This window comes from Pseudomonas sp. AC252 (genome assembly GCF_979258105.1).
In genome coordinates, this window is sequence record NZ_OZ409837.1 from 4,966,383 (window position 1) to 4,987,761 (window position 21,379).

The following is a 21,379-nucleotide window of genomic DNA, read 5'->3' on the forward strand; positions in this document are numbered from 1 at the left end:
GGCGGAGCAGTTGCTGCTCCGCAGATATTCATGCATCAGGCGTTTGCAGTACCTCGATCCACAATGCGCCTTTGCCGGATGCCGCTTCACCGACACGCTTCAACGCGCCATCCTTGCTCACCGCGTACGTACCGACCTTGGCGCTTTTCTCGCCGGTCACCAGCAGCCAGTGGCCATCGGGGGAGAAGGCGATGTTGCGCGGTTGCTGTTCTTGCACCGGGTAGTTGTCGAGAAATTTGAGCCCTCCCGAGGCCGGGTCCACGGCAAAAGCCGAGACGCTGCTGCTGGTGCGCTCGCTCATCAGCAGCAGTTTTCCGTCCGGCGACATGCGCAGGTCAGCGGCCCAGATACGTGGGGTCGGGTCGTCTTTCAAGTCGTTGTTGCGCGCATCCCGAACTTCGCCGTGGGCCAGCTTCAAACGCTGGGGAATGCCATTGGCTTCAGCGATTTGCGTTAATGCGCCGCTGGTTTCGTCGATTGAAAACGCGGTCACGGTGCCGCTCATTTCGCCGACCACGTAGAGGAATTTGCCGTCCGGCGAGAACGCCAAGTGCCGAGGGCCGGTTTTCTCCGGGACACTCACCGAGCCGCTGCCGATCGGGCTGAGCTCGCCGGTCTTGGCGTCCAGGCGATATTGCAGCACCTTGTCAGTGCCCAGATTGCCCGCATAGGCAAAGCGGTTGCTCGGCTCGGTGCGAATCGAATGCGCATGCAGGCCGGTCGGGTAGCGCAGGATGTCGGCGGAAGGTAGATGATCCTCGCCGATCTTCTGCACGCTGAGGGCATCGGCGCCGTACGAGGCCGCGAGCAGGTAGCGTCCTTTTCGGTCGGTCGACAGGTAGGCCATGCTTTCTGCCAGGGGTGCCTGGGTAAATTTTGTCAGGTGACCGCTTGTGGGATCGATCCGATAACCCACGACCTGGAAGGGCTTGACCCGCAAGGCTGCAAATAGCACCTTGCCGTCCGGGGTGAGGGCCATGGGATTGACTTGATCACCGGCCTGGATCTGTTCGATGAGGGTAAGTGCGCCGTTGTTCTGATCAAGGCGGTACTGCGAGATCAGACCGTCGCCGGGACTTGAGATGTAAGCGTAAGTAGCGGCGTTAGCCGTCACGCTCAACGTGGAGGCGAGCGCAGCGATCAAGAGGGTTGTTTTCATCATTTCCAGCCTTATTGTTGTTGTGATCAGTCATCCTATGAGTGATTGGCTAGGGCATCAACGGCTTTTTAGTAGGCCTGCAACGTCGCCATGCTCATTGGCATGCGCGTGCTAGATGATTTTTATCAGCAGAAATGATCGGGATGGAGGCTAATCAGGGAGGTTTGACACATTTTTACATACTCTCCCGTTAGCGTTGTTGTACGACATCCTACCTAATGTGCGCAGTGCAACAACTCTCACAAAAACAATAACGGAGATACCCCTATGACGAGCATGGCTCCACTCGATCATCAGGCCGCTGCGAAACCGCAAAACCTGTTCCTGCGAACGCTGAAACTGCTCGGCCCAGGCATCATCGCCGTGCTGTCGTGGCTCGGTGCGGGCGATCTCATCACGTCTTCAGTGGCCGGTGCGAACTACGGCTACGCGATGATGTGGGTGCTGGCAGTCTCGTTGTTGCTCAGATACCTGATCGTCAACATCATTGCCCGGTTCCAGTTGTGCAATAACCAGGGCATGACCATCCTGCAGGGCTACGCCCAGCTCAACCCGGTGTTTGCCTGGTTCATGCTGGCTTATGCCCTGTTGATGGGCCACTTGATGAACGCCTACATGATCAAGGGGGCAGGGGAGTCGCTGGCGATGCTGTTCAAGATCGATCAGCCATTGCTGTGCTCGGTGGCGGTGGTGCTGGCGGTCTGGATGCTGGTCGGGCGCAACATCTACACGATGATCGAAGGCGTGATGAAGCTGCTGCTGGCGATCATGACCCTGGCGTTCATCGCCTTGGCGGTGATGTCCGGCCCGGATGTCAGCGGCATCATCAAAGGCACCATCGGCTTCAGCATTCCGCCGGACGAAGGCGTGCATGGCGCGTTGCTGGTGGCGGTTTCAGTGATCGGCGCGGTTGCCGGCTCGATCGCCAACTTCGTGCACCCCTATGTCATGCGCCAGAAAGGCTGGACCGGGCCGCAGCACAAGCGCATTCAGCGTAACGATCTGCTGTTCGCGGTCTTTGTCGGGATCATCATCAACCTCGCGATCTGGATCGTCGGTGCGGAAATCCTGCGCCCCAATGGCATCGAGGTGAAAACCCTGGCTGACTTGGGCAAGGCGCTGGAAATCTTCTTCGGCCCGATCGGCTGGTACGTGTTCCTCATCGGCGTGTTCGCGACACTGTTCGCCAGTATTTCAGGCAAGACCACGGCGTTTCCGATGCTGATCACCGATGCCTTCCAGCATGTTCGTCCTGAGCGTCGCGAGAAGTACGGCAAAGAGTTCCATCATGACCCGATGCACAAGTGGTTCATGCTGTTCATCCTGGTCACGCCGCTGATCTGGTCGATGCCGGGGATGCCGGATTTCGTGACCCTGACCATTGGTGTCAGCGCGTTGAACATCATTGGTCTGCCGGTGATTTCCCTGGGCTTGCTGATCATGTCCAACCAGAAATCGCTGCTGGACAAGCAATATCGCAACAACCTGTTTGAAAACATCGCGCTGATGTTTGCTACCGGTCTGGCGCTATGGGTAGCGTTCCAGTTGGGCGTTGATCTGTTTACTTGATGGGAAGCAGTCGAGGGGGCGCACGCCCCTCGAATGGCCGCTTACAGCGGCACATCCATTTCGATCCGGCGCCACGCGGCTTCGGAAAAGCTGTACACCGAGAAGGCGATCAACCCCAACGCCATCAGCATCAACAGCACGCCGCCGGCCGGCAGATTCTGCAAAGCATCCAGCGCTTCCTTCATGCCGGGTGGATTGGTCGCTTGATAAACCGAGCCGCTGACCGCCATCAACACTGCAATCTCGATAAACACCACGCCGCGGGCGATCAAGCCAAACCGCGACACCGGGCGCACGTAGCGCATCACTTCGTCATCCGCTTCGAAATATTTCTCGAACGTAGCCTTCCAGCCTTTGATGATGTGGGCGATACCGACGCCGAGCGGGATCAGCGCGATCAGGTAGATCAACAGGTTCGAGTGCTCGAACGACAGCAGCTGCGCGAGCAGATCCTTGGTCTTGCCATCGCCGGAACCGCCCGAACTCCTGAGACCACTCACCAACAGGCCCAGGGCAAAGAAGGCCAGCGCCGCATTGACCAGACCGCCAGCGAACAAACCTGCGCGAATGACCAGTCCTTTGAAATCGGTGCCGTGGTGGTCGACATCGCGGATCGCTTGCAGCGCACGCCAGGCGGCGAAGGCCAGCAGGCCGGCGACCACAATACCGATCAGCACGTAGCCGAACGGCTGGCTGAGCAATGCTTCAAGGCTCTTATGGCTGTCTTTCGGTTTGGTGGAATCGTGCGCTGCCAACAGCGCGAAGATGCCGATGATCAGATACAGAACGCCGCGCGCGGCGTATCCGCCTCGGGCAAGCAGGACAAGCGTGTGTTGAGTGGACATGGGTTTTACTTCCAGGGAATCGATGTGAAGCAGACCCGTGGACGGGGCAGGGGTTCGATAAATGCGTCGCCGGTGGGCGACGCGCGCCTTATCAGCCTGCCATGCAGCGCTTGCCTCGCTTCGGCGTCATAACGGCGTGGTCAGCGAAAATGGAATGCGCAGCTCTTCGACCGGCCCTGAATCCCGGCCGCACATTTCGTCGTGCACGCATTGCTGCACCAGCACGCACGGAAACGCCGGCACGGTTTGCAGCAAGTCGCGCAGGTGGGTGATCGAACGCAGGTGCATTGGCTTGGCCGCGTCATCGAGCAAGGTGAACTGGCCTTGATCCACGCGAATCCTCGCCAGATAAAAACCACCTTCGAGTGACAGCAGCTCCAGTTCGCGAACTTCACTGTTGGCCGCACGTTCGGTGAGGGTTTGCAGATTCATGCTTCACTCCTTGCCTACCAGGGCAGGCGTTCTCCATCGTAGGCGAAGAAATGGCCGCTATCGGCCGGCGTCAGCGTGTCAATCAGACTCAGTAATTGCGCAGCGGCAATGTCTGCCGGGCGGGCGCTTGAGGCTCCGCGAAAAGGTTGCGACAACGGCGAGACCACCGTGCCCGGGTGCAGACTGAGCAAGCGACTCTGCGGCCGAGTGCGCGAAAGCTCGATGGCGGCGGTCTTGATCAGCATGTTCAGCGCAGCCTTGGAGGCGCGGTAGGCGTACCAGCCGCCCAAACGGTTGTCGCCGATGCTGCCGACTTTTGCCGAAAGCATCGCCATCGCTCCTTGAGGTGCAAGCAATGGCAGAAAGTCGCGCAGCAGCAATGCCGGCCCCAGCGTGTTGACTTGAAACACGGCCTGCAGCGACTCGGCTTCGATTGCGCTGTAGCTTTTTTCCGGCTTGATCCGGTCACGATGGAGGAGGCCGGCCGCGTGAATGATCAGGTGATAGGGCGCTTCGCCTGCCAGTTCGGCGGCGGCGCTGGCGATCGTTTCGGGCTGCTCGAGGTCGAGCTTCGGCACAGTTTTGCGTCCCAGCGCACGGACGCTGGCGCAGCGTGGATCCTGGTTCAAATGTTGGCAGAACGCCGTGCCGAGGGCGCCACTGGCACCGATCACCAAGGCGCGATAACCGTCGCCGAACGAGGCCAGGGTCAACCCACTGCTCATGGATTCGCTCCAGCGTTCTGGCGCCGGAAGAACACCGTCACCTGACCGACTTCGAAACCCCACTTGGACATACGGGTGCGGTTGATCAACGTGTCTTCGTCGACCAGGTACATCCAGTCGTCCATGCTCATCTCGTATGTCGAGTCGTCGACTGGCAGGTTCAGGCGATAACGCCAGTGGAAGGTGTTACCAGCAATCTGGCCCTGTGCGACACCGACCACATCGTGCGCGCGCCCGCTCCACTGACCATTACCGCCAGGAGTGAGGGTCCAGACCCGACGTTCACGGGTGCCGTCGCTATAAAGGAAGCGCTCGTCGAGGATCAGGTTTTCACCTTCACGACGGCTGGCAATATCGACCTCAAAGCGCTTGACCACTTCGCCGTTGCGCTTCTGAAACATCCCCCAGGCTTTGACGGGCTGACTGAAAAACTGCTCCAGACTCAATGCCGGTTGCTGATCCGCATAACGAGCAACATCGACACTGCCGCAGCTTGCAATGCTGAGCGCCAGTCCTAACAGCAGCAGAAATCGAGCCATCTTCCTACTCCTTGAGCTTGTACAGTTAACAGGCTGTGTATAGGCCTAACGCCGGCCGATGAGCTGGAGAAATTCCTGCCGCGTTGTCGAGCTGTCGCGAAAGGCGCCGAGCATGACAGAGGAGGTCATGATCGAATTCTGCTTGGCGACACCGCGCATCATCATGCACATGTGCCGCGCCTCAATGACCACCGCGACCCCGGCGGCATCGGTGATCTGCTGGATGGCTTGAGCAATCTGCTGAGTGAGATTTTCCTGGATCTGCAGGCGCCGCGCGAACATATCGACGACCCGCGCGACCTTCGACAGCCCCAGCACCCGGCCCGTGGGGATGTACGCCACATGCGCCTTGCCGATAAACGGCAGCATATGGTGCTCACACAATGAATAAAGCTCGATGTCGCTGACGATCACCATCTCATCGCTCTGCGACTCGAACAGCGCACCGTTGGTAACGTCTTCCAGGCTCATCGCGTATCCGTTGCACAGGTATTGCATGGCCTTGGCGGCGCGCTGGGGCGTATCCAGCAGACCCTCGCGCTCAGGATTTTCACCGACGCCAACGAGGATTTCACGGTAATGGCTGGCTAGTAGTGGGCTCATTCGGGTTACTCGTGGCGGTGCTGAGTCGGGACCAATGTCTGACGAAAAGGTTGTACGCATACAGGTTGCCTGTATAGGTTTTATGAAGATAGGCTGAAAAGGATCAGCTGACAACGCATCGGTGGTTTTTTTGTGCGGGTTTGGGATTTCAGGCAGGAAAAACCTGGGGCCAGGGTTGGTGAGTGGCTTGCTTGGGGCCGATGTAAGAGCGTCTCAGCTGATAGCTGCCGGTGGCGGATGGTAGCTATCGGCCAAATGCGGACGCCCAACGCATTTTTTCCAACCCAAAGCGGTCATCATCATGTTCAAGTATTATCGCGCCGATGCTCGGACTGTTCATAGGTAGGTTGATGCATGGCCAGAAGCGTTAGGCTTCAACAGAAACTTCATTCAAAGTATCTGGTTGAGGTAGCGGGAGAGGTGGTGCTTGATGACTGCCTTGTTGAAAAGCTATGGGCGCTCAACAGAGGTGACAGGTTTGAGTTGAATTCACGATCCTTCGGTTTTGGACCTGTTCAAAAATACCGCTTGGAATACGCGATAACGAGAGGCCCCATTCCTGGGCATTGGCTCTACAAAGAATTTGACCCAAAGGAACTGACGTTATTTTTTACGGCAAAAGACTTTGCCGGCATTTGTCATGGCTGGACCTTGTTTGACGAGTGACCATTCACGGTTCGCTGCCTGGGAGGCAGCTTCTGGCCAAAAGCAGCCGTCCACGCATGGCCTTTTCCAGCCCCAAAAGATAATAATCGGAGCGGAGACGGCCTATTGAAAATTGGCTACATGGCTGAATACGCCTCTTCTTCAGCATTCCATTATCGACATCAGAGTAAGACTCATGGGCGCGCCCATCATTATCGGCAACAGCTATGACCTCTGGGTCAGCAACAGCATGAAAGATACTTTTTGCGAGGTACTCACCGCTGTCGCGGCCTTGGAAGGCCATAACGTGAAGGCCATATATGAGGAGGCACCAGGTGTGGCCGGCACCTATGGTGTTCCAGGCGTGGGTATCCTTCTCGACGAGTTCTTTCTCTATCTTGGTGGATTTTCCGGCGTTCGACGCCACCTCGATGTTTGCCGAATACGGCTAGACGAAGTCAGAGAATCTTGCGGACTGTCGCCAGTTGCTGCCGAACGCATGGCACACGTACTGGCATGGGCCGCATACCATATGGATGGCAACCCGATCCCTGTAGGCGGCTCTTTCTATGAGAGCTGGCCTCCTGACGAAGCTGAAACAAGGTAATACCCGCCTGCTTTCGGCCAAAAACAGTCATTCAGGATGCCGATAAAAACCATAATCGGCCATAAGTAGATGGATGTAGATTTATTGCCTCAACGAGCTTGCAAGAGCGAGCCAACCAGCGAGCCTTTGACCTATCGAGTACTCGACACGCTAGCTCGTCTGGACGGGTTTCGAGGTTGTCAGAGTTCTTGGGTTGCCATAATCGGATGCACGAGAATCGGCCACGAGAAAAAATACAACGGCCATCCCATCGACGAGGAGATCGTTCGTTCGCTGCTGACCTTCTCGTTTTTTCACCATCACGATTCCCGCCATCGCTTTGGGCCTGGCGCTGATCGGGCTTGATTGGATTACCGCCCTGAGCGGCGCCGCTACGGCGGTGTGTAACGTCGGCCCCGGCCTGGGCACAATCATCGGCCCGGCAGGTAATTTCTCGTCACTGCCGGATGCGGCCAAATGGCTACTCACCGTTGGCATGCTGCTAGGCAGGTTGGAAATCCTGACGGTCTTGGTGCTCGTAACGCCGGTTTTCTGGAAGTATTGAGCCAGTCATTCGCTGGCAGAGACGCCGATCATTGCCTGTTTGGTGAATAGCACATCAGTCATGGTTTTACCGCGTGATGATCGTCAGTACGGGGAGCGTCCATTGGTTGCTTCTCCGGTACTGTAAAACTCACTGTCGTACTGGTGATGATCTGGTGAGTCGGGTCGGCCACTTCCAAGAGAACCTTGTGAGCACCGGGGGTTAGCCCGACCAGGATAATCGGGTCTTCACTGGTGTGCGCCCATGTACCTTTCCAGTCATCAACGGTCACGTGAAGGTGACCTAAACGTGGTGATACCTCGGCAGCCACCTTGCCAAACACCGGCATGATCCTGGCGTGCTCTGTTCGAAACTGGATGATGACCACTCCGCGGGCGAGCGGCTCGGCAAGCGGCGGGTAGGCAATGAGTCTCGGCGCACTCTCGGATGCCAATGGCAGTATCGCCGGCGGAGAATCGCTGTCTGCTGCCCCTTGTCCGAGCACGGATGTGCAAACGAAGACACCCAAAACCAGGACCAATAGATTTCCGGGAGCGAGGGACATGATCTGGTTCTCCGCGTGATTTCATTCAAGCGTAGATCAACCTGGGTATTGCCCGCGGCTCATTTGAAACTGGAATCATCTAACGTATTTCATCGATACTGACTGGCCGCTTCTGGCCGATCTTCGTGTCACGGATCGCCAAATACCCAAAAGCGGCCACCCTTGTGTTTGTGTACTATCTCAATTCGCTAGCGCCAGTGAGCGCGGGTCTCGATACCCGCTTTGTCACCTTTATCTGATGACAGTCCAAGTCGACCTCTGCCGAATAAGCCCCGGGGAAAACGGGACCACCCAATCAGAAGCTGCTTTCGAACCATAGCTGTCGCTAAACAGCAAATCTGCCAAAATGCTTTCTAACAGGCTTGTCCTGAATCCATCGCAAAACCGAAGTCACGAGTACTTTGATCATATGGCCACAGGTCTTAGTGATGCCGAGCTTGATTACGTACTGGGGATGATTGAGAAAGCCCCAAACACGAAATTAAGTGTCATGTGTGAGCACCTGCAGATCGACAGCCGCGATCTTCTCAATCAGTTGGCGATCTCAGTGGCAAGACTGTTTATCACCGGCGGCCGCGATTTTCATTACTGTGATGAGGTGATGAATATTGTCATCAGCGATATCGTCGATCTGTCCTTGTACGCAGAGATGCCCGAGCCGGCGTTTTCAATCTATCAGGCATTTGATGCGGGCGAGTATTGGCACAGCGGCGATGACCGGGAGGTATTCCCTTGGGAGAGGTGGACCCGTCCTGAGCTTGAGAGAATTTTGCGTGAGGTCAGCGGTTGATAACCAAGTCGAAGGTGCCCGCGATAAAGCGGGCACCGTTTCCTTTAAGAGAAAATAGGCTACCCGCCTAATTACCAGTTGTAGCTCAGCTTGGCGGTAATCTCGCGGCCCGGGTTGTAGAAGTTCGCGGTGCCGGAGCCGACCACGTGCTGTTCATCCAGCAGGTTGCTGACGTTCACCGCCAGGTCGGTGCCCTTGGCGATCTTGTAGTTGAAGGCGGCGTCGAACAGCGTGGTGCCATCGCTTTTGCCGGAGTTGGCTGCATCGAAGTAATAAGCGCCGACGTAGCGCGCACCCAGCCCAACGCTGACGTCAGTGGCGGGCACGTCGTAGTAACTCCAGAGCGAAGCGGAATGCTTGGGTGCCGTGGCGAACTCGTTACCCTTCAGCGAGCTGCCGTCGAACAACGAACCGCGCAGTACTTCGGACTCCATGTAGGAATAGCCACCGATCAGGCTGAGGTTCTGCGTTACCTGCGCCTTGGCCTCCAGATCGAGGCCACGCGCCCGCGATTCGCCCACCGTCTGCTGCTCAATGATGCCGCTCGGCAGCACCACGGCGATGGTGACGTTTTCCTGGGTCAGGTCATACACGGCGGCGGAGAACAGAGCGTCCATTCCCATCGGCGCATACTTCACACCCACTTCGTACTGCCTGCCTGTCTGCGGTGTTACGCCAACCTGCGGCGGCGAGACGGATTCGACCATGCTCACGTAGGTTGATACTTCATCGTTGACGATATAGGTCAACGCACCTCGGTAGGAGGTTTCGGAGAAGTTGTCTTTCTCAGTGGATTGCAAGCCTTTGCTGGTCAGGTCCATCGAGTCGTTGCGCACGCCTCCGGTGACGATGAAACGCTCGTAGAACGACAGGTTCTGCTGAAGGAAGACGGCCTTGGTGGTCGCTTCTCGCTTGTTGACGGCATACGGCGCGATTGAGCGTGGAACGCCAGTAAACACAGGGTTGGCAATATCGATCGGTGTCGTCAGGGCGTAGACCGAGCTTTCCTTGGTGGTCGAATCGAGATACTCCACGCCTACCAGGCTGCTGCTGTCGATGTTCTCGAAGCGGGCATCGTATTGCAGCATCAGATTGCCGTTGAACTGGTCGGCGTCAGTGTCCGTTCCAAACAGGTATCGATCGACGCTGGTACCGACACGTGCAGCGCTGTCGCTGAGGTACACGTAGCCAAAATCATCGGTCAACTGGCTGTAACGCAGATTGCTGCGCAGCACGAAACCGTTGTCGAAGTCATGGGTGATGTTACCGCTGAGACTGGTGCGCTCGACATCGTGGAAGTTGTAGCTGGGCTCGCCATAAAACTTGCTGCGGTCGTATTCCCGATCCAGCGGATAGCCGCCGCTGTTGGGCGAACTTTCAGTTTTCAGGTAGTCCAGAATCATCGTGGCCGACGTGTAATCCGTCGGCGTCCAGGTGACCCCACCCATAAACAACTGGTTATCGTCCTGCGAATGATCGTACTCGCGGTCGCTGTTCTGGCCTTTGGCAGTAAAGCGGCCGGCCAGGGTTTTCTCGTCGTTCAGCGCATCGCCGACATCGATGCCTGTCTCGACATGATCAAACGAGCCGTAGGTGACATAGCCTTGGCCAAACTTCTCGAAGCGCGGCTGTTTGGTCACGAAATTCACCGAACCGCCCGGGTCCGCAGGGCCAAACAGCGTGGAGTTGGCGCCACGCAGGATCTCGATGCGCTCATAGGCGAACGGATCTTCGCGCACGCCACGCATCGAACTCAGGGTCAAGCCGTCACGGTAGGTGGTCGCCTGGAAGCCGCGGATCTGGAAATAGTCGTTGCGATCATCCGTACCATAAAAGTCACTGACCACGCCCGGCGTATATTGCAGCGCTTCTTCCGTGGTGCTGACGCTGCGTTGCTGCATTTCCTTGTTGGTCACCACCGACACCGATGCCGGTGTATTGAGAATACTGGTGGCCACCTTGCCGCCCACCCAGAGTTCCTTGGCCACCACCGAGTTGGCGTCGTCGTCGGCACTGACCCGGACCTTGGCATTGATGATGAGCGGGGCGAGACGGTAATCCTCAACAGCCGTTGCGTCGAGCTCCAGCGGGCCGGCGGTTTTTACTTGAGGGGTCAGCAGGTAAGCATTTGGGCCTTGCTGTTCGATCTGCAATTCGCTGCCCTGGAGCAGGGCTGACAGCGCTGCCGACGTTTCGAGCGAGCCATTCACGCCAGCCGTGGTGCGGTTCGCCACACTCGAGGCGTCGAAGGAAAGACTGATGCCAGCCTCGCGCGCAAAGCGGTCAAGCGCCGGCGCCAGTGGGCCGGGGGCGATGTTCCACTGTTTGACTTGATTGCTGTGGTCAGCGCCCGAGGTTTGCGCCAGCGATGGCAATGCATAGCTGCTCACGATCAAACCCAAAATCGCACCGTGCATGGCACGACTCAATGGATGGCGCTGCGAAACAGGGGACGAACTCATTTTCTCGCTCCAAGAAAGGACATCGGCAGACTGGCCTGTATTCCGGCCTTCCTTACAGGTCGAACGAGAATGAGAAACCACCTCATTATTTTTCAGGTAGCAAAAAAATATTCAGGCGGACTCAGGTGGCAGCGCTCACGGTGACCCAATAACGGGTTCGGTAATCAATGTGCAGGCGCAGTGACTGCGCGATCAATGCCAGGACCCGATCGTTGTCGGCGAGCTGGAAAGTACCGGAAACGCGACGATCAGCGACCTCTTCAGCGCAGCGCAAGACTCCTGGGCGATAACGCGACAACTCTGCGATGAAGTCACCTAGGCGCATATGGTTCGCACTGATCACACCGTCACCCCAAGCCCATAGATCAAGGCCGATGTCCCTGAACGCGCGGGCGCCGTTTGATGTGAACAGCAGTTGGTTTCCTGCCAGAACGTTGCGGCTCGCAGACGCTTGACCGGAACCGGGGAAAACCGTGACCGATCCTTCCTGCGCCGCGACCAGAGTGCCGTCGTCACGCTCGCGCACCAGAAAGCGCGAGCTGTGGGCTCGCATGATCCCGTCGCGTGATTGCACCCACAACGGTCGCGCTTGCGGCGAGTGTTGATCCGCGCCGACATTTACGATGATTTCACCTCGGCGCAGGATGATCAGGCGCCGCTGGGCGTCGAAATCGCTGTCGACGGCGCTATCGCTATTGAGCTGGATAAGGCTGCCATCATCGAGTTGGAAACGTCGTTGCTCGCCGGTGCTGCTGCGCTGCTGTGCAAGCATGGAGGGCAGGGGGTGTAGTCGCGGCCGAGCCAGGCTGCCGTGCCGACGGTCGCCAATACGCCCAGTAGCTTCAGGCTTTCCCGCCGGCGCATTCCATGTTGGGCGCCCTTAAGGGTTTGTCGAGCCAGCTGAGCTGGCACGCCTTCGAATTCATCTCCCAGCGTTTCCACACGCTGCCACGCCAATCCATGCTCCGGGCGCTGCTGCAGCCAGTGTTCGAACGTGCGCTGTGTCTGTTCATCGGCTTGATTGAAGCGAAGGCGCACCAGCCATTGGATCGCCTGCTCGACAATGGCCGGATCCAGCGCCTCGGGCTCAGGCCTCGACATAACGCAAGCGATAGCAATGTTGCAGGGCTGTGGCCAGGTCGCGTTCCACCGTCGCGCGGGAAACTCCGAGCTTTTCGGCGATTTGCGCGCAGGTCAGACCGTCGAGTCGGGCAAATAAAAACGCCTGGCGTACTCTTGGTTTAAGCGAGTCAAGCAGACGGTCTATGCGCTCAAGCGCATCGAGAATCATCAGGCGGCTTTCTTCCGATGGAACCTCGTGCTGAGGCAGCAAGGTGATGCTTTCCAGGTAGGCACGTTCGAGTTCGCGACGACGATACTGATCAATCATCAACCCGCGGGCAATGCTGCTCAAATAAGCACGTGGCTCGCGCAGGGCGCCGGACTGGTGACGGTGTTTGAGCACACGGACGAAAGTGTCCTGCGCCAGATCTGCGGCATTATCGCGGCACCCGATGCGTCGGATCAGCCAGCCCTGTAACCACGAGAAGTGGGTGCGATAGAGCAGCCCTGGATCTGCAGTACCTAGTGTTTCGTCGCTACGCATCGGCATCCCGGGACATACATGATTGATAATGAATCGCATTCTACTCAGGCGATTGATCTTAGGCAAACATGCGCAGCTCAGCGCCTGCATGCAGGCGAATGGCATGGTTTTGCAGGAACTACGAGTGGAAGATGCGTCCGGCAATTGGATAGATTGAACGCTCGCCGTCCCGAGTGTCTTGCCTTCTAAAGGGAGAGGACGTAGCCCGGGCTCATATCTGCGAACCAATCTACCAGCATGTCCGTCAGCACCCGTATCTTTCGCGCAGGGTGCTGGCTTTGGGGGCGAACAATGTAAATACCCGCCGGAACAGGGGGATATCTGTGCATGACGGACACCAATGCGCCAGATTTGATGTGCTCGTCGATGACGCTGTCAGAAAGGTACCCAAGACCCAGACCTGCAACGGCTGCCGCGGCGAGCGCGACAGGATTGTCAGCCTTGAAGCGCCCTTGGGGATTAACCATGATGGACTTTTGGCCATCCATAAACCGCCAGGTTTCCGCACCTTGCATAAGAGATTCATGCGCAAGAATCTCGTGGGGAGCCTCTGGCGCTCCATGTGTACTCACATAGCCTGGGCTTGCCACGAGTTTGCCGTGAATGCTACCCACACGCTTTGCGATGAAATTGGAGCTCTGTAAATGGCCGACCCGAATAGCACAATCGAAGCCCTCGCCAATCAGATCGACGATACGATCGCTGTAACTTGCATGAATGTGCAGGAGAGGGTGGCGTCGCCCCATTTCAGCAAGCACGGGGGCAATATGTGTCGGGCCGTACGAGATCGGTGCTGCGATCCGGAAGCGGCCTCGAAGGTCTCCATCTGGAACAATGGCGTCCCTGGCCGCGTCAAACTCAGCGACGATCCGCGCCGCATACTCTCGCAAGGCGGCTCCCGCTTCGGTGACAGCAGCACCACGGGTTGTCCTGGCCAATAGCTGCACACCCAGTTGGGTTTCCAACTTCAGAAGCCTGCGGCTTATTATCGATTTCGCAACACCCAGTCGCCGGGCCGCCGACGAAACACCGCCCGCGTCGGCTACCTCGACGAAGGTTCGAAGATCATCAATATCCAACGCTTCCTGCCTCTGCAAATGGCCATTAGTGCGTTTCAACCCCTGACCAACAGTCCATGGCAGACGTCCACTGCGGACAGCTGCCTGAGCGTTAGTCAAGCGATCGCACCGCCGTCCACGGTCAGGATGGCGCCAGTGATCAGGCTCGCGGCAGGACTGGCCAGATAGACCACCGCACTCGCAACCTCGCGAGGCTCGCCAAAACGTCCCGGGGACGACAGGTTCCGCTGAAAGTCGCCGGCGGGGCCGTCGGCTGGATTTGCGTCGGTGTCGACCGATCCCGGCTGAACAAGATTAACGGTTATGCCGGTGGGGCCGAGTTCACGCGACAAACCCCGGGTGAATGCGAGCAACGCCGACTTGGACATTGCATAGGCTGTTACACCCGCAAAGGGCACCCGCTCTGCCAGTCCCGAGCCAATTGAGATGATTCTTCCGCCAGCGGGCAGATGCGGGATGACCGCCTTTGCGAACAGGACGGGGCCTCGCACGTTGATATCCATCAGTGCTTGATAGTCGTCTACATCAATGTCGGCGATCATTCCGTTCAAGCCGATAGCCGCGCTATTGACGAGAATATCGAGGCCGCCCAGCGTCGAGATGGCCTGCGCGACTGCGCATTCAATGGCTTGCGGGTTGGCACTGTCGGCTTGAATCGCGATAGCACGACGCCCTTTACCAGCGATGAATTTGGCCACTGCCTCAGCTTTTTCCGTCGACTGCTGGTAGGTGAACGCAACATCGGCCCCATTCTCTGCCAGTGCCACTGCGATAGCGGCGCCGATCCCGCGAGCTCCTCCCGTCACCAACGCCCGTTTTCCTTCCAAATCGATCATTACTCACCTGTCTGGCATGCAGTTATTTGGCCGCGCGCATTCACCAGGGATGGTGCAAGCGTGCCGATACGGGGGCGGATATTAGGGATCCAGTTCCTTGGTTTGTAGTCTCGTGGGTTGTATTACTGTGTCGCACAAATCGGAACATCCAACCGGGTGTTGGCGTTATTCGCGAGTGAGGAATGAAGCTTTGGAGAAATATTCGGGTGCGCTGATCAGGACTGGACGTATTAGCCGCGATAGCTCTGATGGATCAATAAGTAAGCCTGGTATCCATACTTTGCTTTCAGGACTCACTCGAAGGGAGCTTGGAATCGGGTCTTTCAGCTCTGTGGCGACTCAGGAATATGTGCCGCCTGGTCGCAGTATTCAAGCAGCAATTCGGTGAGCACCCTTATCTTTCGCGCAGGGTGCTGGCCTGGCGGTCGAACTACATAAGCGCCTGCTGGAGGCGGCGGATAATCCGTCATGATCGCTACAAGTGCGCCGCTCGCCAAATGCTCATGCGTGACCCAGTCAGGTAACCAGGCAATGCCGATGCCGGCCAAAGCTGCGGCCAGCAATGCGGTGCCATTGTCGGCTTTAAACGTTCCCTGCGGGCGCACCGTAACCATCGTGTCACCATCCATGAATGACCACGATTCATTGCCTTGCATCAGTGCTTGGTGGCTGACGACTTCGTCGGGTGTTTCGGGCGCTCCATGCGCCTTGATATAGACGGGGCTTGCTACCAATTGGCCAAAGATCGGTCCGATACACCGGGCGATCATGTTGGAATCGGGCAGGTAGCCCACCCGTATCGCGCAGTCATACCCCTCGGCGATGAGGTCAACGAAACGATCGGTGTAGTTCGTTTGCACATGAAGCTGTGGGTGACGCCTGGCCATTTCCGCGAGGATCGGCGCGAAATGTATTGGCCCCAGAGTCAGGGGCGCGGCGATCCGCAGGCGGCCACGAAGCTCGCCGGAAGGCAAGATCGCATCGCGTGCCGACTCGGCCTCAGCGCATATTCTGGCGGCGTAGTCGCGGAAGGTCGCCCCAGCTTCGGTAAGGGCCGCACCGCGGGTGGTACGCGCCATCAGTTGCACGCCCAGCTCTGCTTCCAGGCGGGCAAGCCGGCGACTGACGATAGATTTCGACATGCCCAGGCGCGTTGCCGCACGGGAAATGCCGCCGGCATCGGCCACTTCTACAAAGGTTTCAAGCTCTTCTATATCCATTTCCACGTTCCTTTTTTGCCACGCAGCTACGCACGGAATGCGACTACCAGAACGTACATCTGAACTGCACATTACGGAGTTCGCGCCTTGGCGCCAATAGCGGTTCCCGGGGACGTCCTGATCTGTGCGTACATGGGGCCGCTTTTCGAGCGGCCGGCAGTGCGTGCGAGTGTCGACAAGCTGCTACAGGATGTATTGCGGGAGCGTATACGGGTTGTCATTGAACGGGCCTTTACCCTATCGCAGGCTGCTGCGCATGACTTCGCGGAGCGAAGCAAACCGCTGGGGCGCGTCGTCATGAAGCCGTGAAGCCATCGCCAGAGAATGGCAGCAAAAACCGTGGCGTTCCTCATTGCGCGACACAGTTAGTCATTCGCTGCTACTACCCGAAGGTTTGAGGGCGCTGCACAGTGCATGAGGCATCGCCGCTCATAAGGCGCGCTGCACGGAACCTGATCCCGCAAATAAACGTGCCAACCCACGGCAACAAGAGGATGGATTAATGGCTTTTCGTAACGGTCTTGCTTCGCTTCTTCGTCCAGAAGACTCCGTACTTGTGTTGATCGACCACCAGCCTTTTCAACTCACCAATCTCAATAGCCACGATCCGCACGCAGCGGTCAACTGTGCGACAGCATTGGCGAAGGCTGCGAAGGCGTTTAACGTCCCGACCATTCTGACCAGTGTGATTGCCGAGCGTGGCGGTTGGATCTTTCCGCAAATCACCGACGTTTTCCCCGGTCAGGAGGTGATTGACCGAACGCTCATCAATACTTGGGAAGACAAGAAAGTAGTGGACGCGGTCAAGGCAACAGGCCGCAAGCAATTGGTCCTGGCTGGCCTGTGGACTGAGGTCTGCGTCGCCATGCCAGCGATTCAAGCACTAGGCGAGGGCTGGGACGTTACCGTGGTCACCGACGCGTGCGGTGGCGTTTCGGTCGAAGCCCATCAAGTCGCCATCCAACGCATGGTCGGCGCCGGGGCAAATGTCATGACCTGGTTGGCAGTCATGGCTGAATGGCAACGCGACTGGGCACGCCTCGATACGGCAGGCGCTGTAACCGATGTGCTTCTCCAGCATGCTGCAGGTAGCGGCATTGCTTATCTGTGGGAGCAGCAATTGCTCGACACGCCTGTACCCGCTGAAGGTTGATCAGCACGGGAGTGGGGGGCCAATGAAGTACCGCGTTGCCGGGGAGGGCCCCATTCCCGCGTTCATCGACGGCCGATACTGAAGGCGTGCATTCGCAATCTGCTGGGATATTGCGAATGACCAATGCCTAGTCCAACACAGCACATGGCCGGCTCGGGCCAGATCACCAACATTAAGCCTGGCTGTGACTTTGGCGCTTGGTAACTGCCTTCATCTGCCCGCGAAGTCCGTGCACCGTCATGTCTTTGCATCGGGAGGCCCGCTGGCACTGCGTAGCAATGGACTAAAATCCCTTCATATCGCGATCGATTGTTTGGGTGCTTTCACTCGGCGCCACAGCTTGATCAAGACCGCTCAAAACAATAATCGAGGTCTCTCTCAATGGCTGTCAGTTACAACCCTGAGCTCCACTATTCCGGCTTTCACGACCTGAGCGACCAGGTTCGTTTTCAAAGCACGGAAGGCAAGATCTGGTTTGGCGAGCAGCGCATGTTGTTGATGCAGGTATCGGCGATGGCTAATTTTCGCCGTGAACTCATCAATAGCCTCGGCGTCGAGCGCGCCAAGGGGTTCTTCTTGCGCCTTGGCTACCAGTCTGGACTCAAGGATGCGGAAATGGCCCGCAAGCTCAGACCAGACAGTCCGCAGTTGCAGATGTTTCTGGTCGGCCCGCAACTGCATTCCCTCAAAGGTATGGTCAATGCGAAACCCATTCAGTTAGAGCTGGATCAGGAGAGCGGCCATTTTTATTGCGAGCTCGAATGGATTGACTCCTTTGAGGTCGAGACTTGCCTGACTGAAGTCGGCCTGATGGAGGAACCAGTTTGTTGGTCTTTGTTGGGCTACGCCTGTGCGTACAGTTCTTCATTCATGAAACGCGAAATCATCATCCAAGAAACGACCTGTCGCGGATGCGGGGATGAGCGCTGCATCATTATTGGTAAACCTGCCGAGGAATGGGAGAACGCCGCAGAATTCAGACAGTACTTTCAAGCCGACCCAATCATCGAGGAGCTGTATGAACTGCAATCACAGATCAGCTCTCTGCGTAGAAGCCTGGAGAAGCAGGAAGCTCAATTCTATGGAGTAGGGCGCTCGCCTGCCTATTTGAAGGTATGCAAGATGATCGACAAGGCTGCCAAAGGAAAAATTTCCGTCCTGCTGCTCGGAGAAACTGGCGTCGGCAAGGAGGTCATCGCACGGAGCGTGCATCTGCGCAGTGATCGCGCCGAGCAAGCGTTTGTCGCAGTGAACTGCGCTGCCATTCCTCAGGACCTGATTGAAGCCGAATTGTTTGGTGTTGAGAAAGGCGCTTTTACCGGCGCCAATCAAACCCGCCCAGGACGCTTTGAACGGGCCAACGGAGGGACGATTTTTCTAGACGAGGTGGTGGAGCTGACGCCCAGAGCGCAGGCGACATTACTTCGGGTACTGCAAGAGGGTGAACTGGAACGGGTAGGCGATTCCCGAACCCGCAAGATCAATGTGCGAGTCATCGCTGCTACCAATGAAAGCCTCGCCGACGCCGTCGAAGCGGGCCGGTTTCGCGCCGATCTTTATTACCGCTTGAATGTGTTTCCGGTGCAGATTCCCCCACTGCGCGAGCGACTTGAAGATCTGCCACTGCTGGCCGAGCACTTTATAAGCAAGTTTCACTTGCAATATCACAAGCGAACGCTGGGTTTATCAGACAAAGCTCTTGAATTGTGTCGCCGCTACGCCTGGCCGGGGAATATTCGCGAATTGGAAAATACGATTGAGCGTGGCGTCATCCTGACCGACAGCAACGAGACCATAGGCCAGGATGCACTCTTTGCAGTCTTCCCAAAAACAGACGATTCGCACGGTGATCGTCTCAACTCTGATGGCGCGTTGGTTCAGGCTGGCGGTGAAGAACCTTGTCCCGATTGGGTTACGCAGATCTTTGATAAAAACATCAGCCTGGATGCTGTGGAAGAACGGCTGATGCGCCGCGCCATGGAGCTTTCACACCAAAACGTCTCGCAAGCCGCTCGCATGCTCGGCTTGACCCGGCCGGCACTGGCCTATCGCCTGAAGAAAAGCGGCTTGTTGCATGACGAGAGTCTTGAGTGACTTTGCGTGGCGGCCTGGCGGTTCACCGTGGACCACGCTTGAGCTGGATTGATCAAATCAACAAAACCTCGCCGAGACTTCATCAAATGATCAAACAAGCCCCTCGATAAACTCCGAGCCCGATACTCGCGATCTCACATTAAGCTATATGTCATTGATAAATATCGATTTATATAAGGTTTATAAAATTGGCATAGCCCTTGCTCCAGTACCACTTGTCGCTTTTCGACGCGTCGCTATTTGCAACATGGGTTGGATGACCGCGAATCGCAAAATCGTACTCATAAATGGAGAGCTCATGAATACTCGAAGCATCAAATTGATCACTGCAGCAATGGCGCTCGCCTCATGGTTAGTAACAATCACTCCAGCGTCGGCGCAGTCAGCTACTGAAGCGCAATCTGCTGCTTCACTAGCGGTTGTCGTGGAATTCCTGGCCAATACCGCACCCGATAAAGTCGAAGCCGCGGCAATGAGGTTGGCAGCTCCAGACGCCACCTATGTTTCTCTAAACTTTGACAATCCAGAACTCAGAAAAATCATGCCGTGGACCGGCACAAACAAAGGTCCCAAAGCCTTTAGCTCTTTGTTTTTGCAGGTCTCAAACTACTGGAAAATCGAAGACTTTACGATTACTACCAAAATCGCTTCCGGCGAAGATGTCGCGATTTTCGGTAAGTTCACCTACCGCTCCGTGGCGGTCGGACATCTGTTCACATCACCGTTTTCCATCCATGCGAAAGTTCAGGATGGAAAGATGACCTATTTCCAGTTCATGGAAGATACCTACGCGTCTGCCAGTTCGTTCCGGCAGTCCGGTTCATGGACCGTGAAGACATCCAAAGATGCACTTCCCTTCAAGGTGGGAGCGAATTAGCCGCAGATGATGTGCACTTGCAAAAGCAGCTTGGCAAGCGTTTTTCGGGCATTTAACTGAACCCCGCGAACGCGGCTGAACAATGCTGCATTCGTAAATTCAAGGGGCTTTTCGGCACCCCTGAACTCGTCCGGAAAGTGGCTTTTAGCCCTACCAGGACGGGTAGCGTTCTGCTTGCGCAGCCACGCATAACGCCGCTTTCGTATTGCTCTACTTACCAAAGGAAATGCGCCATGTCCAACAAGTACTTAGAAATACTGACCCCGCAAAACAGCCAAGTGATTTTCATCGACCACCAGCCCCAAATGGCCTTTGGTGTGCAGTCGATAGATCGGCAGGTGCTGAAAAATAATGTCGTGGGGTTGGCCAAGGCTGCCAAAGCGTTCGGCATACCTACCACCATCACGACTGTGGAAACCGAGGGTTTCTCTGGCAATACATACCCTGAGTTGCTAGCGGTATATCCGCAGAACAAAATCCTCGAACGTACTTCAATGAACTCCTGGGATGACCAAAACGTTCGTGATGCCTTGGCAGAGTCCGCCATTGCCGGCCGTAAGAAGATCGTCGTATCCGGCCTGTGGACCGAGGTCTGCAACACGACCTTCGCACTGTCCTGCCTGCGCGATACAGACTATGAAATCTATATGGTTGCCGACGCCTCGGGTGGCACCTCGGTCGACGCGCACAACTACGCCATGGACCGCATGATTCAGGCCGGTATCGTACCGGTTACCTGGCAACAGGTGCTGCTCGAATGGCAGCGGGATTGGGCGCGCAAGGAGACCTATGAAGCCGTGATGGGGATCGTGCAGGAACATTCCGGCGCCTACGGGATGGGTGTGGATTATGCCTACACCATGGTGCATAAGGCGCCTGAGCGGGTGCAACATGGCGAGCACATCGGTCCAAACCCTGCTAAATAAATCCGTTATGCAAGAGCTGTCGCGCAGGGCTGACGCGATAGCTCCACCCATCGGCGTTATTGTCCAAAACACGAGGTGGAGCATGAGGATGTATGCAGTTTAAAAGTCCAGTCAGACGTGAGTA

Annotated in this window: 20 protein-coding genes and 2 pseudogenes; 9 read left to right on the plus strand and 13 right to left on the minus strand. The window is 56.8% G+C overall.

Annotation, left to right across the window (positions count from 1 at the left end):
• Positions 1 to 28: 28 nt before the first annotated feature.
• Positions 29 to 1,162 (minus strand): lactonase family protein, encoded by a 1,134-nt coding sequence (locus ACZZZ4_RS22695; RefSeq protein WP_463548833.1) that lies wholly within the window; start codon positions 1,160 to 1,162, stop codon positions 29 to 31.
• Between the two features lie 273 nt (positions 1,163 to 1,435).
• On the opposite strand from ACZZZ4_RS22695, the gene ACZZZ4_RS22700 reads away from it, so the two are divergent.
• Entirely contained in the window at positions 1,436 to 2,728 is a 1,293-nt protein-coding gene (locus ACZZZ4_RS22700; protein ID WP_463549307.1) for an Nramp family divalent metal transporter, read from the plus strand.
• A gap of 41 nt (positions 2,729 to 2,769) precedes the next feature.
• On the opposite strand, the gene ACZZZ4_RS22705 is transcribed toward ACZZZ4_RS22700, so the two are convergent.
• The 5 genes from ACZZZ4_RS22705 to folE form a co-directional block, all read right to left on the minus strand.
• Positions 2,770 to 3,573, minus strand: coding sequence for a DUF1206 domain-containing protein (locus ACZZZ4_RS22705; protein WP_463548834.1), 804 nt, complete (start codon positions 3,571 to 3,573; stop codon positions 2,770 to 2,772).
• 126 nt (positions 3,574 to 3,699) lie between these two features.
• Positions 3,700 to 4,005 carry a DUF6482 family protein gene (locus tag ACZZZ4_RS22710; protein ID WP_016774774.1) on the minus strand — a complete coding sequence of 102 codons (306 nt, stop codon included), beginning with the start codon at positions 4,003 to 4,005 and terminating at the stop codon, positions 3,700 to 3,702.
• Positions 4,006 to 4,019: 14 nt separating this feature from the next.
• Positions 4,020 to 4,730, minus strand: a complete 711-nt coding sequence (locus ACZZZ4_RS22715; protein WP_463538186.1) for an SDR family oxidoreductase — start codon at positions 4,728 to 4,730, stop codon at positions 4,020 to 4,022.
• The gene (locus ACZZZ4_RS22720) at positions 4,727 to 5,269 is read right to left on the minus strand and encodes a DUF3833 domain-containing protein (protein ID WP_463548835.1); all 543 of its coding nucleotides are present in this window, start codon (positions 5,267 to 5,269) and stop codon (positions 4,727 to 4,729) included. Before ACZZZ4_RS22720 ends, ACZZZ4_RS22715 begins: the two co-directional genes overlap by 4 nt.
• Positions 5,270 to 5,314: 45 nt before the next feature.
• Positions 5,315 to 5,872, minus strand: coding sequence for a GTP cyclohydrolase I FolE (gene folE, locus ACZZZ4_RS22725; RefSeq protein WP_039762860.1), 558 nt, complete (start codon positions 5,870 to 5,872; stop codon positions 5,315 to 5,317).
• 354 nt (positions 5,873 to 6,226) lie between these two features.
• On the opposite strand from folE, the gene ACZZZ4_RS22730 reads away from it, so the two are divergent.
• From ACZZZ4_RS22730 to ACZZZ4_RS22740, 3 genes and pseudogenes are all read left to right on the plus strand, one after another.
• Positions 6,227 to 6,538, plus strand: a complete 312-nt coding sequence (locus ACZZZ4_RS22730; RefSeq protein WP_122880606.1) for a hypothetical protein — start codon at positions 6,227 to 6,229, stop codon at positions 6,536 to 6,538.
• Between the two features lie 175 nt (positions 6,539 to 6,713).
• Positions 6,714 to 7,124 carry a hypothetical protein gene (locus ACZZZ4_RS22735; protein ID WP_463548836.1) on the plus strand — a complete coding sequence of 137 codons (411 nt, stop codon included), beginning with the start codon at positions 6,714 to 6,716 and terminating at the stop codon, positions 7,122 to 7,124.
• Between the two features lie 276 nt (positions 7,125 to 7,400).
• Positions 7,401 to 7,668: pseudogene (locus tag ACZZZ4_RS22740) on the plus strand (potassium transporter TrkG); the annotation flags it as partial.
• Positions 7,669 to 7,726: 58 nt separating this feature from the next.
• On the opposite strand, the gene ACZZZ4_RS22745 reads toward ACZZZ4_RS22740, so the two are convergent.
• Positions 7,727 to 8,212 carry a DUF6130 family protein gene (locus ACZZZ4_RS22745; RefSeq protein WP_463548837.1) on the minus strand — a complete coding sequence of 162 codons (486 nt, stop codon included), beginning with the start codon at positions 8,210 to 8,212 and terminating at the stop codon, positions 7,727 to 7,729.
• A 409-nt stretch (positions 8,213 to 8,621) separates the two neighbouring features.
• Here ACZZZ4_RS22745 and ACZZZ4_RS22750 point away from each other — a divergent pair, with 409 nt between their 5' ends.
• Positions 8,622 to 9,002, plus strand: a complete 381-nt coding sequence (locus tag ACZZZ4_RS22750) for a hypothetical protein (RefSeq protein ID WP_463548838.1) — start codon at positions 8,622 to 8,624, stop codon at positions 9,000 to 9,002.
• Between the two features lie 71 nt (positions 9,003 to 9,073).
• On the opposite strand, the gene ACZZZ4_RS22755 is transcribed toward ACZZZ4_RS22750, so the two are convergent.
• From ACZZZ4_RS22755 to ACZZZ4_RS22780, 6 genes and pseudogenes are all read right to left on the minus strand, one after another.
• Positions 9,074 to 11,464 (minus strand): TonB-dependent siderophore receptor, encoded by a 2,391-nt coding sequence (locus ACZZZ4_RS22755; protein ID WP_463548839.1) that lies wholly within the window; start codon positions 11,462 to 11,464, stop codon positions 9,074 to 9,076.
• A 121-nt stretch (positions 11,465 to 11,585) separates the two neighbouring features.
• A pseudogene (locus ACZZZ4_RS22760) lies at positions 11,586 to 12,565 on the minus strand (FecR domain-containing protein).
• Complete coding sequence (locus ACZZZ4_RS22765) at positions 12,552 to 13,070, minus strand: sigma-70 family RNA polymerase sigma factor (protein ID WP_051600722.1); 519 nt, start codon at positions 13,068 to 13,070, stop codon at positions 12,552 to 12,554. The pseudogene ACZZZ4_RS22760 and the gene ACZZZ4_RS22765 overlap by 14 nt, the downstream one beginning before the upstream one ends.
• Positions 13,071 to 13,255: 185 nt before the next feature.
• The gene (locus ACZZZ4_RS22770; RefSeq protein ID WP_463548840.1) at positions 13,256 to 14,149 is read right to left on the minus strand and encodes a LysR family transcriptional regulator; all 894 of its coding nucleotides are present in this window, start codon (positions 14,147 to 14,149) and stop codon (positions 13,256 to 13,258) included.
• Positions 14,150 to 14,244: 95 nt separating this feature from the next.
• Entirely contained in the window at positions 14,245 to 14,985 is a 741-nt protein-coding gene (locus ACZZZ4_RS22775) for an SDR family NAD(P)-dependent oxidoreductase (RefSeq protein ID WP_463548841.1), read from the minus strand.
• Between the two features lie 323 nt (positions 14,986 to 15,308).
• Positions 15,309 to 16,205 carry a LysR family transcriptional regulator gene (locus tag ACZZZ4_RS22780; RefSeq protein ID WP_463548842.1) on the minus strand — a complete coding sequence of 299 codons (897 nt, stop codon included), beginning with the start codon at positions 16,203 to 16,205 and terminating at the stop codon, positions 15,309 to 15,311.
• A 502-nt stretch (positions 16,206 to 16,707) separates the two neighbouring features.
• Here ACZZZ4_RS22780 and ACZZZ4_RS22785 point away from each other — a divergent pair.
• The 4 genes from ACZZZ4_RS22785 (at position 16,708) to ACZZZ4_RS22800 (ending at position 21,255) form a co-directional block, all read left to right on the plus strand.
• Positions 16,708 to 17,358 carry a hydrolase gene (locus tag ACZZZ4_RS22785; protein WP_071172471.1) on the plus strand — a complete coding sequence of 217 codons (651 nt, stop codon included), beginning with the start codon at positions 16,708 to 16,710 and terminating at the stop codon, positions 17,356 to 17,358.
• Positions 17,359 to 17,739: 381 nt separating this feature from the next.
• Positions 17,740 to 19,452, plus strand: coding sequence for a sigma 54-interacting transcriptional regulator (locus ACZZZ4_RS22790; protein WP_463548843.1), 1,713 nt, complete (start codon positions 17,740 to 17,742; stop codon positions 19,450 to 19,452).
• 298 nt (positions 19,453 to 19,750) lie between these two features.
• Positions 19,751 to 20,329, plus strand: a complete 579-nt coding sequence (locus tag ACZZZ4_RS22795) for a nuclear transport factor 2 family protein (protein ID WP_016774755.1) — start codon at positions 19,751 to 19,753, stop codon at positions 20,327 to 20,329.
• A gap of 233 nt (positions 20,330 to 20,562) precedes the next feature.
• On the plus strand, positions 20,563 to 21,255 hold the full coding sequence (locus ACZZZ4_RS22800) for a hydrolase (RefSeq protein WP_122507374.1): 693 nt from the start codon (positions 20,563 to 20,565) through the stop codon (positions 21,253 to 21,255).
• Positions 21,256 to 21,379: the final 124 nt, after the last annotated feature.

Bases quoted from the DNA above. Each gene is read 5' to 3' on its own strand.
- ACZZZ4_RS22745 (WP_463548837.1), bottom strand. From the start codon at position 8,212: ATGTCCCTCGCTCCCGGAAATCTATTGGTCCTGGTTTTGGGTGTCTTC.
- ACZZZ4_RS22800 (WP_122507374.1), top strand. From the start codon at position 20,563: ATGTCCAACAAGTACTTAGAAATACTGACCCCGCAAAACAGCCAAGTG.
- folE (WP_039762860.1), bottom strand. From the start codon at position 5,872: ATGAGCCCACTACTAGCCAGCCATTACCGTGAAATCCTCGTTGGCGTC.
- ACZZZ4_RS22730 (WP_122880606.1), top strand. From the start codon at position 6,227: ATGGCCAGAAGCGTTAGGCTTCAACAGAAACTTCATTCAAAGTATCTG.
- ACZZZ4_RS22735 (WP_463548836.1), top strand. From the start codon at position 6,714: ATGGGCGCGCCCATCATTATCGGCAACAGCTATGACCTCTGGGTCAGC.
- ACZZZ4_RS22750 (WP_463548838.1), top strand. From the start codon at position 8,622: ATGGCCACAGGTCTTAGTGATGCCGAGCTTGATTACGTACTGGGGATG.
- ACZZZ4_RS22755 (WP_463548839.1), bottom strand. From the start codon at position 11,464: ATGAGTTCGTCCCCTGTTTCGCAGCGCCATCCATTGAGTCGTGCCATG.
- ACZZZ4_RS22710 (WP_016774774.1), bottom strand. From the start codon at position 4,005: ATGAATCTGCAAACCCTCACCGAACGTGCGGCCAACAGTGAAGTTCGC.
- ACZZZ4_RS22715 (WP_463538186.1), bottom strand. From the start codon at position 4,730: ATGAGCAGTGGGTTGACCCTGGCCTCGTTCGGCGACGGTTATCGCGCC.
- ACZZZ4_RS22720 (WP_463548835.1), bottom strand. From the start codon at position 5,269: ATGGCTCGATTTCTGCTGCTGTTAGGACTGGCGCTCAGCATTGCAAGC.
- ACZZZ4_RS22795 (WP_016774755.1), top strand. From the start codon at position 19,751: ATGAATACTCGAAGCATCAAATTGATCACTGCAGCAATGGCGCTCGCC.
- ACZZZ4_RS22790 (WP_463548843.1), top strand. From the start codon at position 17,740: ATGGCTGTCAGTTACAACCCTGAGCTCCACTATTCCGGCTTTCACGAC.
- ACZZZ4_RS22775 (WP_463548841.1), bottom strand. From the start codon at position 14,985: ATGATCGATTTGGAAGGAAAACGGGCGTTGGTGACGGGAGGAGCTCGC.
- ACZZZ4_RS22765 (WP_051600722.1), bottom strand. From the start codon at position 13,070: ATGCGTAGCGACGAAACACTAGGTACTGCAGATCCAGGGCTGCTCTAT.
- ACZZZ4_RS22700 (WP_463549307.1), top strand. From the start codon at position 1,436: ATGGCTCCACTCGATCATCAGGCCGCTGCGAAACCGCAAAACCTGTTC.
- ACZZZ4_RS22780 (WP_463548842.1), bottom strand. From the start codon at position 16,205: ATGGATATAGAAGAGCTTGAAACCTTTGTAGAAGTGGCCGATGCCGGC.
- ACZZZ4_RS22705 (WP_463548834.1), bottom strand. From the start codon at position 3,573: ATGTCCACTCAACACACGCTTGTCCTGCTTGCCCGAGGCGGATACGCC.
- ACZZZ4_RS22785 (WP_071172471.1), top strand. From the start codon at position 16,708: ATGGCTTTTCGTAACGGTCTTGCTTCGCTTCTTCGTCCAGAAGACTCC.
- ACZZZ4_RS22695 (WP_463548833.1), bottom strand. From the start codon at position 1,162: ATGATGAAAACAACCCTCTTGATCGCTGCGCTCGCCTCCACGTTGAGC.